14 protein-coding genes and 2 tRNA genes are annotated in these 13519 nt (G+C 48.3%); 6 read left to right on the top strand and 10 right to left on the bottom strand.

Annotated elements, in window-relative coordinates; translation table 11 throughout:
• The first annotated feature begins 137 nt into the window (after nt 1-137).
• Nucleotides 138-476 (top strand): 50S ribosome-binding protein YggL, encoded by a 339-nt coding sequence (locus tag BCT27_RS16015; RefSeq protein ID WP_102396224.1) that lies wholly within the window; start codon nt 138-140, stop codon nt 474-476.
• 35 nt (nt 477-511) lie between these two features.
• Here the strand turns inward: BCT27_RS16015 and BCT27_RS16010 are convergent, their stop codons facing one another.
• Entirely contained in the window at nt 512-1009 is a 498-nt protein-coding gene (locus BCT27_RS16010; RefSeq protein WP_102392470.1) for a GNAT family N-acetyltransferase, read from the bottom strand.
• Nucleotides 1010-1091: 82 nt separating this feature from the next.
• A complete protein-coding gene (gene epmB, locus BCT27_RS16005; RefSeq protein WP_102396223.1) occupies nt 1092-2114 on the bottom strand; it encodes an EF-P beta-lysylation protein EpmB in 1023 nt (340 codons plus the stop codon).
• A gap of 34 nt (nt 2115-2148) precedes the next feature.
• On the opposite strand from epmB, the gene efp reads away from it, so the two are divergent.
• Nucleotides 2149-2715, top strand: a complete 567-nt coding sequence (gene efp / locus BCT27_RS16000) for an elongation factor P (RefSeq protein WP_017010133.1) — start codon at nt 2149-2151, stop codon at nt 2713-2715.
• A gap of 143 nt (nt 2716-2858) precedes the next feature.
• Here the strand turns inward: efp and frdD are convergent, their stop codons facing one another.
• Genes frdD through frdA form a run of 4 tightly spaced genes read right to left on the bottom strand, consistent with a single transcriptional unit; the run spans nt 2859 to nt 6193 of the window.
• Nucleotides 2859-3221, bottom strand: a complete 363-nt coding sequence (gene frdD, locus BCT27_RS15995; RefSeq protein WP_017010134.1) for a fumarate reductase subunit FrdD — start codon at nt 3219-3221, stop codon at nt 2859-2861.
• Between the two features lie 25 nt (nt 3222-3246).
• Nucleotides 3247-3630, bottom strand: coding sequence for a fumarate reductase subunit FrdC (gene frdC, locus BCT27_RS15990; protein ID WP_017010135.1), 384 nt, complete (start codon nt 3628-3630; stop codon nt 3247-3249).
• Nucleotides 3631-3632: 2 nt separating this feature from the next.
• Entirely contained in the window at nt 3633-4373 is a 741-nt protein-coding gene (locus tag BCT27_RS15985) for a succinate dehydrogenase/fumarate reductase iron-sulfur subunit (protein WP_102396222.1), read from the bottom strand.
• Nucleotides 4373-6193: a fumarate reductase (quinol) flavoprotein subunit gene (gene frdA / locus BCT27_RS15980; RefSeq protein ID WP_102316363.1), complete on the bottom strand. Its 1821-nt coding sequence runs from the start codon at nt 6191-6193 to the stop codon at nt 4373-4375. The genes BCT27_RS15985 and frdA overlap by 1 nt, the downstream gene beginning before the upstream one ends.
• A 493-nt stretch (nt 6194-6686) precedes the next feature.
• Here frdA and epmA point away from each other — a divergent pair, with 493 nt between their 5' ends.
• Complete coding sequence (gene epmA / locus BCT27_RS15975) at nt 6687-7658, top strand: elongation factor P--(R)-beta-lysine ligase (protein ID WP_102396221.1); 972 nt, start codon at nt 6687-6689, stop codon at nt 7656-7658.
• Nucleotides 7659-7737: 79 nt separating this feature from the next.
• Here epmA and BCT27_RS15970 read toward each other — a convergent pair whose 3' ends face one another.
• The 4 genes from BCT27_RS15970 to rsgA all read right to left on the bottom strand — a co-directional run bounded on the left by BCT27_RS15970 (nt 7738) and on the right by rsgA (nt 12436).
• Complete coding sequence (locus tag BCT27_RS15970; RefSeq protein WP_102310301.1) at nt 7738-8625, bottom strand: DMT family transporter; 888 nt, start codon at nt 8623-8625, stop codon at nt 7738-7740.
• 124 nt (nt 8626-8749) lie between these two features.
• Nucleotides 8750-10165 (bottom strand): SLC13 family permease, encoded by a 1416-nt coding sequence (locus BCT27_RS15965; RefSeq protein ID WP_102316373.1) that lies wholly within the window; start codon nt 10163-10165, stop codon nt 8750-8752.
• 191 nt (nt 10166-10356) lie between these two features.
• Entirely contained in the window at nt 10357-11268 is a 912-nt protein-coding gene (gene asd / locus BCT27_RS15960) for an archaetidylserine decarboxylase (RefSeq protein ID WP_102396220.1), read from the bottom strand.
• Nucleotides 11269-11383: 115 nt separating this feature from the next.
• Nucleotides 11384-12436, bottom strand: coding sequence for a small ribosomal subunit biogenesis GTPase RsgA (gene rsgA / locus BCT27_RS15955; protein WP_102316360.1), 1053 nt, complete (start codon nt 12434-12436; stop codon nt 11384-11386).
• 78 nt (nt 12437-12514) lie between these two features.
• On the opposite strand from rsgA, the gene orn reads away from it, so the two are divergent.
• The 3 genes from orn (at nt 12515) to BCT27_RS15940 (ending at nt 13431) form a co-directional block, all read left to right on the top strand.
• Complete coding sequence (gene orn, locus BCT27_RS15950; RefSeq protein ID WP_017010143.1) at nt 12515-13060, top strand: oligoribonuclease; 546 nt, start codon at nt 12515-12517, stop codon at nt 13058-13060.
• A gap of 114 nt (nt 13061-13174) precedes the next feature.
• Nucleotides 13175-13250, top strand: a tRNA-Gly gene (locus BCT27_RS15945).
• A gap of 105 nt (nt 13251-13355) precedes the next feature.
• A tRNA-Gly gene (locus BCT27_RS15940) sits at nt 13356-13431 on the top strand.
• Nucleotides 13432-13519 lie beyond the last annotated feature (88 nt).

Below are 13519 nucleotides of genomic sequence, written 5' to 3'. Positions count from 1 at the left end.
GCACTCTCGCACTCTCGCACGTCTTCGCCTTTGGTTGCCTTGAATCTGTCCTTTCTCTCAGTTTTTACTTCGTAAAATTCTTTTTATCGGAAGAGTTTCTAAGCTAATGACACACGCTAACAGTGAGTCCTTTATGTATGTCTACACATCGCTCTAAACGACTAAGAAAGAAACTTTATCTCGATGAATTCGCGGTGTTTGGTTTTGTCATCTCATTAAAGCTCAACACGGATAACGATGAACAGCTTGAAGAGTTTATAGAGTCACTTGCGTATTTTGCGGAGTCTCGCCACTTGTTAGTAGGAGGCGGAGGGACAGATCGTATTGAACTTGTAGTAGGCTCGTCACTTCGCTTTGGATCTGCCACTGATCACGATAGGCTTGCTATCAAGCAGTGGGTTGAATCCAGGGAAGAAGCAGATGTCGTTGATATTGGTGCTTTAGTAGATTTGCATCTCTTGGAGTTTGATGATTAGAGCCAGCCCATACAGGGCTGCTCAGGTAAGCTGGTTTAGAGTGATGGGTTCGAGCGAGCCATATAATGAGCATTAACATAGCGACCATTTCGAAATGCATATCCGATAGCAGTGCCTTCAACGCCAAAACCAAACTTCTTGTAGAGCGCGATTGCGGCCTCATTGTCACAATAGACGGTAAGCTCAATACGTCGTAAGTTGAGCCAGTTATCTGCAAGATCGATAACTTTTTCCACAAGTTTACTCCCAACGCCTTTACCTACATGGTCATCATGCACGGCCATACCAAACTCCCCGACATGACGACGACGTTGATTCTCAGATACATGAAAACCAAGTTGGCCAACGATAACATTGTTTTCATCGGCGACAAGGCTGAACGTATTTTCAGGTAAGTGATTCATGCGCTTTTCCCATAACGATAATGATGGGAGAGGGAGCTGTAAGGTGCCTGCTTGCGCTTTAGGACAGGAATATAGCTGTTGAATTGCAGAGATATCGCGAGGCTCCGAAGGCCTAATAATGACAGGCATAGCAACTCCAATAAAAATGAGAGATAAGCAATCATTGCCTTTTATCCGCCATTTATCAATAGGTTGCTTGGCAATTGATTACTTATTCCAAATGGAGATCTAGCGGAGTCTTACTTGTCTTTCCTCCAACCTCTCGGGTCAGTTTAGGTACGAGATAGCCAGAGACTTCTTGGATCAGCCCTGCCATTAATGTACGTGCGTCATCATCTGAAACGAGAAAATGCGCCGCCCCTTTCACCTTATCTAGAACGTGGAGGTAGTAAGGTAAAATCCCGCTGTCGAAAAGTGCATTGCTTAGGTTCTTGAGTGAATCTACAGAGTCATTCACGCCTTTCAAAAGCACACCCTGATTCAACAAGGTGACATTTGCTTGGCGTAATATCGCCATGGAATGCCGTAACTCATCATTGATTTCGTTGGCGTGATTGATGTGCGTAACAAGGATGACCTTCAAGCGTGTTTCTTTAAGCAATTGCGCCAGTGCCGGCGTAATCCTTGAAGGAATCACTACGGGCAGTCTTGTATGAATACGGAGTTTCCTAATGTGAGGAACTGCTTCAATCGCTTCGACTAACCATTTCAGTTCATGGTCTTTTGCCATCAGCGGATCGCCACCAGACAAGATCACTTCATCAACTTCTGGGTGATCCCGTAAGTAAGCGATCGTTTCTCGCCATGTGTCTTTGCTGCCTTTGTTGTCTTGATAAGGGAAGTGTCGGCGGAAGCAATATCGACAATTAATCGCACAACCACCCTTAACAATCATCAGAACACGGTTTTTGTATTTATGCAGCAAGCCAGGAACATCGTTATCTTGTTCTTCTAATGGATCGGTCGTGAAGCCTTCAGCCTCGTCAAACTCTTCAACCATTGGCAATACTTGGCGTAGAAGTGGGTCGTTAGGGTTCCCTTTTTCCATCCTCGCAATGAAACTTTGTGGCACACGTTGTGAGAATAAGGTGCGAGCGGAAAAGCCGGACATCCATGGCGTAGGCTCTATATCAAGCTGTTGCAGAAGAATTTGAGGATCTGAGACAGCATTTGCGATCTCTTTGATCCAGTTTTGCTCAACAGGCGATGCGTTTCGGGTTATTATGTCCGGCATTTATGACAACTTCGAAGATGTTAAGAGGATAGACATGGCGTCTTTTAGCACCAATGAATTCCGCGGTGGAATGAAAATTATGCTTGATAATGAACCTTGTGTCATTATCGAAAACGAGTTCGTTAAGCCTGGTAAAGGCCAAGCGTTCAACCGCGTAAAAATCCGCAAGCTGCTTTCTGGCAAAGTGCTAGAGAAGACATTCAAGTCAGGCGACTCAGTTGAAGCTGCTGACGTAATGGATCATGAACTGGATTACCTCTACACAGACGGTGAATTCTGGCATTTCATGAACGCAGAATCTTTCGAGCAAATCGCTGCTGATGAAAAAGCGGTTGGCGATAACATCAAATGGCTGAAAGAAAATGACCGTTGTACGCTGACACTTTGGAACGGTAACCCAATTGCAGTTACTCCGCCAAACTTTGTTGAGATTGAAGTGACTGAGACTGACCCTGGTCTAAAAGGTGATACTGCTGGTACTGGTGGTAAGCCTGCAACATTGGTCACGGGCGCAGTTGTTCGTGTTCCTTTGTTCATTCAAATTGGTGAAGTGATTAAAGTGGATACTCGCTCTGGCGAATACGTGAGCCGCGTTAAGTAATCACGAACTATCTGCTTTGCAGTAAAAAGGTCGCTTAGGCGGCCTTTTTTGTTGCTTTAAAGGTCGAGCGAATCCATTGAAGTGACAACCTGCTTCAGAAACAAAAAAAGCACCCGAAGGTGCTTTTTTATTGCCTGTCGCGATTAAATCATGAAGATGAAAATCACAGACAGTGCAGTAACCAAGAATGCGATGGCATAACATGCCACTTTGCCAGCGGTTCCCGTGTGGAACTTAAGGTCGTGCATGCCGTGGTGTAGACGGTGCATTGCATGCCACATAGGCAGAGACAGTGTACCAATCGTAAACAGTGCACCGATGAAGCTAGTAACAAAGCCTGATACACGCTCGTAGCTCAATGCTTCTGCATCAAGCATGCCTAGCGGTGCCATGATACCCAGAACCAAAATGGTCACAGGGGTAATCATTGCAAACCAAGAACCGCCAGCGCCGAATAGGCCCCACCATACTGGTTCGTCAGAACGTTTTGGATTCAAATCGACCACGTTTTATCTCCTCACTTGTATGGTGTTAAACCACAAACAGAATAACGGCAGAAATCACCGCAACTGCTGCCCATTGAGCCAGCACAATGATTTTCTTATCAAGCTTCTTGCCACCGATACGGATTGGCATCACTTGCGGCATCATGCTGAAGAAGGTTTGCGCATGGTACAGGCTGCCAAGCAGTGCCACGATGTTAATCGCGATCACTACAGGGTTGGCCATGAAGCTCAACCAGTTTTGCCATGCAGCTTCGCCCATCACCAAACTGCCTAGACCGACGGTCAGGAAGGCGGTGAAGAAAATCAGTGGCAGTATGGTAGCTTCACGCACCATGTACATACGGTAGAAAGGATGGTCTTTCCACCAGGTACGTTTCATTTCGCGAACGTAAGGTTTACGGTTAGACATCCTTATGCCTCCTGCGGTTTAAGCATCGCAATCACGAAGTCTTGAGACGACGCAATCTTACCTTGGTTAACTGCCGCTGCTGGATCAACGCTCTTAGGACATACTTCAGAACAGTAACCAACGAAGGTACAGCCCCATGCGCCGTTCTTACCATTGATCAGCTTCATACGCTCTTGAGCACCGTTGTCACGGCTATCAAGGTTGTAACGATGAGCCAATGTCAGTGCTGCTGGACCGATGAACTCAGGGTTCAAACCAAACTGAGGACATGCTGCATAGCAAAGACCACAGTTGATACAACCAGCGAATTGCTTGTAGCGAGCAAGTTGTTCAGGTGTTTGGTTGTTTGGACCGTCCTCTGGCGTACGATCGTTACCCAAGATGTAAGGTTTGATGGCTTCTAGGCGCTCGATGAACGGCGTCATATCAACGATCAAATCTTTCTCTATAGCGAAATTCGCCAGTGGCTCAATGGTCACGCCGTCTGGGTAATCACGTAAGAATGCCTTACATGCCAGTTTTGGCACATTGTTGACCATCAGGCCACAAGAGCCACAGATCGCCATACGGCAAGACCAGCGGTAAGACAGATCTTTGTCTAGGTTGTCTTTGATGTAACCCAGTGCGTCTAGCACAGACATGGTTTCATCAAACGGCACGTCGAAAGTTTGCAGGCGCGGCTCTGCGTCTTTCGCTGGGTCGTAGCGAAGAATGCTTACTTTTTGAATGCGATTTGCTGACATTATGCCTGCTCCTTCTCAGCTTGCTCTGCTTTCTCGGCCTTTTTCGCTGCTGCTTCTGCTTCTTCCGCAGCAGCACCGTATAGACGAGCTTTAGGCTGAGATTTCGTGATTTTAACGTCACCGTACTTAATGGTTGGTGCAGCATCTTTGTTGTAGAACGCCAAAGAGTGCTTCAGGAAGTTCTCGTCATCACGTTCAGTACAACCTTCGTCTAGACGTTGGTGTGCACCGCGAGATTCGCGACGTAGCAAGGCTGAGTGCGCCATTGCTTCTGCAACTTCAAGGCCGTAACCCACTTCAATCGCATACAGAAGGTCGGTGTTGAACACTTTCCCTTTGTCTTTGATGCTGATGCGCTTGTAGCGATCTTTTAGTTCAGTCAACTTATCGATGGTTTCTTGGATCAAATCTTCACGACGGTAGATACCACAACCCGCTTCCATGGAGTGACCCATTTCAGTGCGGATATCGGCCCAGTTTTCGTCGCCTTCTTGATTCATCAGCGCATCGATACGCGCTTCAACCGCTTTTATTTGACGCGTGATCTCTTCGTCGTTCCAGCCCGCGAATTCACGAGCACGTTCAACAGCACCTTCGCCCGCAACGCGGCCAAATACCACCAACTCAGCCAGTGAGTTAGAACCAAGACGGTTTGCACCGTGAAGGCCAACAGATGAACATTCACCCACAGCGAACAAACCTTTGATAGCGGTTTCGTTCTTACCGTTAGTTTCAATACCACCCATGGTGTAGTGCGCGGTTGGACGAATTGGAATCGGCTCTTTTGCAGGGTCAACGTTCACGTATGCTTTTGCCAGTTCACAGATGAACGGCAGACGCTCGTTGAGGTATTCTTCGCCGAGGTGACGAAGGTCTAGCATCACAACATCACCCAACGCGTGTTTGATGGTGTTGCCTTTCTGCTGCTCGTGCCAGAACGCTTGTGAAACTTTGTCACGCGGACCCAGTTCCATGTATTTGTTCTTTGGTTGACCCACTGGTGTTTCAGGGCCCATGCCGTAATCTTGCAGGTAACGGTAACCGTGTTTGTTCACGATAATACCGCCTTCACCACGACAACCTTCGGTCATCAGGATGCCAGTGCCAGGTAGGCCTGTTGGGTGATACTGAACGAATTCCATATCACGCAGAGCTGCACCATGACGGTATGCCATTGCCATGCCGTCACCCGTTACGATGCCGCCGTTGGTGTTGCAGTTGTAGACGCGGCCTGCGCCACCTGTTGCAAGAACAACAGATTTCGCCTTGATACAAACCAATTCACCTTCAGACATGTGAATGGCGATAAGGCCTTGCGCTTCACCGTCAACAACCAGAAGATCGACAACGAAATACTCGTCTAGACGCTTGATTTGTTTGTATTTGATAGATGTTTGGAAAAGCGTGTGCAGCATGTGGAAGCCGGTTTTATCGGCCGCAAACCATGTGCGTTCAACCTTCATACCACCGAAACGACGAACGTTAACGTCACCGTTTTCTTTGCGGCTCCATGGGCAACCCCATTGTTCCAATTGGATCATCTCGCGAGTGGCGTTCTCAACGAAATACTCAACAACATCCTGTTCACAAAGCCAGTCACCACCGCCAACGGTATCGTTGAAGTGGTTATCGAGGCTATCCTCATCCTTGATGACGGCGGCAGAGCCACCCTCTGCGGCCACCGTGTGGGAACGCATTGGGTAAACCTTAGAAATCAGTGAAATTTCTAGATCTGGATTTGCTTCAGCAGCAGCAATGGCGGCACGCAAGCCTGCGCCACCGGCGCCAATGACAGCGATATCTGTGGTAATAGTTTTCACAGCTATCCTCCGGAGGAATGTTAAAAAATGAAATAATGCTTAACGCACTAAACTAAAAATCTGAATCCATCTTATTAGACCTACATGCCGCAAAATTTGATTTGAAGGGGTATTTGTTTCGACTTTCTTAGGGAGAGGCATGCATAACAATCGTTTTGTGATCTGAGTCGTTTCTGATGAAGAAATAAGCGTGTTAATTGTGGGTTACGGAGTGTTTTAGCATGTTTCTAACACGTAAACAGTGTCTTTCAGATTGTTGATTTAACTGTCTATTTTAAAAAGACTTTTCATTGAAAATGAGAATGATTCTTGACTGTAAAGTGATGAATTAGGTCATATCTCCTTGTTTACTGCGATGAAAGTGCAAAAAGCGGGATCATGATGCAGAGTAAATGGGGCATTTTTACAACACGACGATACCGTTTGTCAGGGTTTTTATCTGTACGTCTGAGCGCTACAATGCCGCCCATTCTGTTCTTCACGAGTTTATGACATGACCCAGCATTGGCGTCCTACTGCAGACATTGCATCTTTGAAAGCAAGAGCGACATTGATCAGCACCATCCGCCAGTTTTTTGCAGAGCGAAATGTGCTTGAAGTGGATACGCCTGCAATGAGTCAAGCCACTGTCACGGATGTACATCTCCACACTTTCAGTGCTGAGTTTGTGGGGCCGGGCTATGCACAAGGGATCCCGTTGTACATGATGACGAGCCCTGAATTTCATATGAAGCGGTTGCTTGCAGCTGGAAGCGGCGCGATTTACCAGATAAACAAAGCGTTTCGCAATGAAGAGGCGGGACGTTACCACAACCCAGAATTCACCATGCTGGAATGGTATCGACCTGAGTTTGACCACCATGCGTTGATGGATGAAATGGATACATTGTTGCGCACCATTCTTGGTGGCGGTGCGGCTGAACGCATGACCTATCAAGATGCATTTCTCAATGTGTTGGGGGTGTGTCCGTTAGAAGGCTCGATGGATGAGCTGAAAGTGGCGGCGGCATCTCTGGGGCTTTCTGATATTGCGGAAGGCGAAGAAGACAGAGACACTTTGCTTCAACTGCTATTTAGCGTGGGGGTCGAGTGCAAAATAGGACAAGCTGTTCCCGCGTTTGTTTACAACTTCCCTGCATCACAAGCGGCATTGGCGAGAGTGTGCGACGATGATCCGCGCGTGGCGGCGCGCTTTGAGGTTTACTACCAAGGCATTGAGCTGGCAAACGGCTTCTATGAGCTTGATAACGCTGATGAGCAACTTGCACGTTTCGAAGACGATAACCGCAAGCGTGAAAAAATGGGACTGAAAACTCAGCCTATCGATCATCATTTGATTGATGCGATTCGTGCAGGTTTGCCTGATTGTGCCGGTGTTGCACTCGGGGTCGATCGCCTGATCATGCTCGCTCTCGGTAAATCGCACATTGATGATGTGATCGCATTTCCAGTGGGACGAGCTTAAGCGAGTTCAACGCTGACCAAACGAAAAACGCCGCAGATAGCGGCGTTTTCAATGCAAGGTACTGCTTTTTTTGGGGATTTCAGCTCGACACAATCAACCCTGTTCCCGCAACAGCAAGTGCCGCGCCAATCCAAGCGCTTGGTGCTGGGCGTATTTTAGTAAAGAGCCAAATCAGTGGCAGCACCATCACCGGCGTGGTGGATGATAGCAAGGCGACAGTACCCACTTCCCCCCATTTGAGCGCATACATGATGAGTGTCATGCCGACTGCCATCGCAAGAAAGCCGTTCACAACGACCATGCCGAAAATACGCCAGTTCATTGGATTGACGGGCTGAGCGACGCGCACCTGCAACAGCACCAGAGTGCCATGTGCCAAGAACGCAGCAATCATTCGAATGGCGGAGGCTGCAATCGGGTCGACATGCTCCGTTAGTACGGGCTTGGCAATCACGCCCCCCAGTGATTGGCAAAGCGCTGCGGTCAAACCAAGTGCAATGGCAATGCCTAAACTGCCTTTGGTCTCTTCCCACTGATGTGTTGCTCCGCTTTGGCGGAAAAACACTGCCACGAGGACACCAGAGAACACCAAGATTGCGCCCAGTAATCGCAGACCTTGCAGCGTTTCACTGAATAGCCAGATGCCCAGCAGTGCAGAAAAGACGGCGTGGCAGGAGTACAGTAATCCAGAGCGGCGCGGGCCAATACGGTTCATACAACCGAACAGCGCTGTATCCCCAATGAAGATACCGATCAAGCCAGAGATCGCCATTGGCCACCAGATATCTGAGGAAATGGTCGCCCATCCTCCGGTTATCAGTGCAAGGACACTTAACATGATCGACACACATGCCATTCGCCAACGGCTATAGGCAAAGCTCCCTAAGTGGCGAGCGGGTGTGACAGAGATTAGGCTGGATATCCCCCACAAAAATGCGGCAGCCAGCGCGAGCCATTCATAACCCACGTTCAATACCTCAAGGCAGGCCGTTAAGCACTGCAAATAATTCGGAAAAGAGCGCGAGTGTATATGGAGATGAGAAACGGGGAAAGGCCTGAAGGGCTTTCCCCGTTAAACCGTCAGGAGAGGATTACGTCAGAATCAACATGGCAGCATAAACCATGGCTAAACCAACGACGCCTACGATAATCCCCACCTTCGCCATGTCGCGGCTTTCAATGAGGCCTGTCGAATAGGCAAGGCTGTTTGGCGGGGTCGATACCGGCAAAATCATACCCAGAGACGCGGAGAAAGCGACAACAACCAACAGGCCTTGAATCCCCCCCACCGCTGAGAGGCTTTCCATGGATGTCGCAACCGCGGCAGCAATGGGCATGAGTAAGTTTGCTGTTGCGGTGTTGGACATGAAGTTTGCCATCACCCAACAAATCAGTGACAAGGTGAGTACCACGGCAACGGGCGATAGGGTGTCGTAATCAACCGCATGAGCAAGTGCTTCGGCCAGCCCTGTTTTATCTAGCGCCAAGCCAATGGCAATACCACCGGCAACTAACCACAGCACATCCCAGTTAATGAGCTTCAACTCTTCTTTGCCCATGATGCCCGTCAGGGTAAAGACCGCGAGAGGCACAATCGACACCACGTAAGTATTCATGCCATGAAGGCTGGTGGTCATCCAAAGCAAGATGGTTACCGCAAAGGTCGCATACACAGTGTAAGCCCGCCAATTGCGTTGGAATTTACCGTCTAGTTTGAGTGTCATTTCCTCTTGTTGAGAGGGGAAGAGCTTTTGCAGTAACCACCACGCAAATGACAATTGAATAATGACAAAAGGTAAGCCCATCATCATCCAATCTAAGAAATTAATGGCGTTTTCTCCCGTCAAGTATTGCAGAGCAATGGCGTTGGGTGGTGTGCCAATTGGCGTGGCTATACCCCCAGTGTTCGCCGCAATGGGGATACACAGAACGAGGGCTTTAACGCCGATGTCGCCTTTAGGAACAGACGCCACTATTGGTGCGAGCAACGCCAGCATCATCACGGTTGTGGCGGTGTTCGACATGAACATGGAGAAAACGGCGGTGATCAGCATTAATCCCAACATGATGGCCTTTGGCTTGGTGCCAAAAGGCTTGAGTAGGACACGTGCGAGGTTGTTATCCAATTCGTATTTTGATGCTGCGATGGCAAGGGCAAAGCCACCCATAAACAGAATGATGATCGGCGATGAAAATGCACTGAATATGTCGGTGTATTTGATGAGTTCACCAATCTCATGACCGGGCTGTGCTTCTCGAAACCAACGTAACCCTTTGTCAGAGATCATGATGAGTTCGAGGGCAATGATCAGAATGGATGTTGCAAATACGGGGACGGGTTCAAGTACCCAAAGCAAGGCGGCCAACAGGAAAATGGCCAGTAAGCGGTGTTGAATAATGGTCAGGTCGTCGATGGGGATCCAGTCGATGGGCATCATCAACACGCCGAGGGGAATACCAAATGCGAGTAGAAACTTAATGCCATCGGCACGAGAAAGTCTTGGCATAGATTTGTCACCGTCCGTTAAGAATAAACTGCGTATCATCCAACGAATTTGAGATGTAATTCATTGTGTTGGAAGGCAAGTGTACGGTTTATAGCTTACGGTGCGTCGACAGGATTTCTCTGTTCTCGGATAATATTTGCGTACAAAAAAAGGGCAATAATGCCCTTTTCGTCGCAGATTCAGAATTTGCTTTACGCGGTTTGCGTTTCGCTTTGATCTTCGTCTTGAGTCGGTTCGGTGACCGTATTTAGGCAAGCATACGCTTCACCCATGCGTGTCACTGTTCCTGGCGTGATGCTGTCATCGAATTGAATCGCGCCTTTCGGGAACAAGTTAATCACGGTTGAGCCCAGTTTGAAGCGACCCATTTCTTCACCCTTGCTAATGGTGACCGCTTGATCGCCTTCAGCTGGGTAATCCCAACGACGGATACTTTGACCTGTTGGTGGCGTAATGGTGCCAGCCCACGTGGTTTCGATGCTGCCTACGATGGTTGCACCAACCAGCACTTGAGCCAATGGGCCAAACGCCGTGTCAAAAATACACACCACACGCTCGTTGCGTGCAAACAGGTTTGGCACGTTTTCAGCGGTCAGTGGATTCACAGAGAACAGGTCACCCGGCACATAGATCATTTGACGCAGCTTACCGTCACACGGCATGTGGACACGGTGATAGTCGCGCGGTGATAAGTACAGGGTTGCAAAATCGCCGTCAGCAAATTCTTCTGCTAACTGTGCGTCGCCACCAAGCAGTTCACACGCACCAAAGGTGTGGCCTTTTGCTTGAATCAAACGGCCATGCTCAATAGGGCCTGCTTGGCTAACACATGCATCAGCAGGGTGGCTGATCACATTTGCGTCGTCGTTAAGTGGGCGTGCGCCTTCTTTTAACTCACGAACGAAAAAGTCATTGAAAGTCGGGTAGCTCGCCGGATCCGGATTCTTCGCTTCGCTCATCTCGACCTTGTATTGGCGAACAAACCACTTGATAACGGCGGTTGTCAGAAAGCCAGCTTTTGCGGCTGCCAATTTACCCATTAGGCGGGTGAGGAGGTGTTTAGGCATGCAATATTGCAGGCCAATCTTTAAATCGTTAGACACGGTGATTTTCCTAACTCGTAGATTGCCCTCGAAATTTCAAAGGCCAGAATTCAATTAGCGGCACAGTTTACAAAATTAACAGGCCGCTAACCAGAGGTGTGCGAAAAGGTGTCTATCAGTTCTCTTTGTCGCGGGAAAACTGACGGTTAGCCTTCATCTCAGACATGCTTTCGATGATTTTGTGGTAGCTATCGAAGCGAGTTTTGCTGATTTTCCCTTCACTAACGGCTTCGCGAAGCACACAGCCGGGATCATCCCCGTGTTTGCAATCGCGGAACTTACAACCGCCAAGGTAATCGCGGAACTCTTTGAAACCATAGGTGACATGCTCTGGCTCAAGGTGCCATAAACCAAATTCACGCACCCCAGGGCTATCGATCAAATCACCGCCGTCAGGGAAGTGATAGAGTCTTGCCGTGGTGGTGGTGTGTTGGCCAAGCCCTGAGTTTTCAGAGACTTCACACGTTTCAGCATTGACTTCAGGCAGTAAGGCATTGACCAAGCTCGATTTTCCGACGCCTGATTGGCCGACGAAAATGCTGGTACCTTCTGAGAGAAGCTGTTTCAGTTCGACCATACCTTCGCCAGTTTTTTGGCTGACCATCATGACGTTGTAGCCAATCTGCGCGTAAAGGGCGAGGGTATTTTTGACAGTTTCAAGGCCATTCGCGTCAAGGAGGTCTATCTTATTAATGACGACAAGTGGCTTGAAATCGACCTGCTCAGTCGCGATCAGGTAACGGTCTATAATGTTGGTTGATAATTCGGGTAATATTGCGGAAACGATCACGACTTGATCAATGTTAGCCGCGACTGGTTTTACACCGTCATAGTAATCAGGGCGTGTCAGCACTGAATGACGTTCGTGGACACCTTCCACAACGCCAGCAATGCCTTGCAGTGTTTCTACACCAGGACGCCAGACAACTGTATCACCAGTCACCAAGCTTTCAATTGAACGGCGAAGGTTACAACGGTGAATAACACCAGTTTGAAGATCTTCAATGTCGGCATGTTGTCCAAAACGGGTAATAACGACCCCTTCACGGGCGGACTCGAGCAGAGATTCATCCCATTGGACGCCCTCTTGCTGTTGATCGACGCGTTTCTTTTGGTTTGTCCGTACTCGGCGAATTTGGCCTTTTGTGAGCTTTTTCTTTTTTGCCACGAGAATGTCGCTAGTTTAGTTGGCTTTCATGTCAGGCTAAGTATGATACATGGTTTACTTGTAAAATAGGCAAATTGGATGTCTTTCAGCGATAAGAATTTAATCTGGATTGATCTCGAAATGACCGGACTTGACCCTCAAGTTCATAAAATCATTGAGATTGCGACCATCGTGACAGATGCTGAACTTAATGTGTTAGCTGAAGGGCCAGTGCTTGCTATTCATCAATCTGACGATGAATTGGCGAAAATGGACGATTGGTGTACCAATACACACACCGGCAGTGGGCTGGTGGACCGTGTTAAAGCAAGCACGGTGACGGAAGATCAAGCGATCAAACAAACCATCGCGTTTTTGCAGCAGTGGGTTCCGGCGGGTGTTTCCCCAATTTGCGGTAATAGCGTGGGCCAAGACCGCCGTTTCTTGTATCAGCACATGTCTGATTTGGAACGCTTCTTCCACTACAGAACAGTGGATGTCAGCACAATCAAAGAATTGGTGCGTCGTTGGCAACCAGACCTCCTCAATGGATTCCATAAACAAGGTACTCACCTTGCACTGGATGATATCCGTGAATCGATCGAAGAATTGAAATTCTACCGTTCAACGATCTTCACGATCTGATGCGAAAATAATCGATACGAAGAAAAATCTAATTTTTTAAGTTTAGAGGCTTGCATCGCCGATTTTTCTTCGTATAATTCGCAGCCCTGACAGAGACAAACGTCTCAAGTCAAAGCGACACTAGCTCAGCTGGTAGAGCGCAACCTTGCCAAGGTTGAGGTCACGAGTTCGAACCTCGTGTGTCGCTCCAATTTCTCTTTGTGAGAAAGAAAATTTCGATTCGTCGAAGCGCGGTTGCAGAAGGCCTGTACATCGCGATATAAAATGATCATGTGATGATCGTCAAATGATCCATGCGACACTAGCTCAGCTGGTAGAGCGCAACCTTGCCAAGGTTGAGGTCACGAGTTCGAACCTCGTGTGTCGCTCCAAATTCTTCTCTTCGGAGAAATAGCTTCTGATTCGTCGGGAGTGGAAGAAGCAAGTTACCTTGCCTCTTAATGTAAAAGATTCGATTTA

Origin of the sequence: Enterovibrio norvegicus (genome assembly GCF_002876705.1) — a bacterium.
GTDB classification, from domain to species: domain Bacteria; phylum Pseudomonadota; class Gammaproteobacteria; order Enterobacterales; family Vibrionaceae; genus Enterovibrio; species Enterovibrio norvegicus_B.
This window is presented reverse-complemented; position numbering and strand designations above follow the sequence as displayed.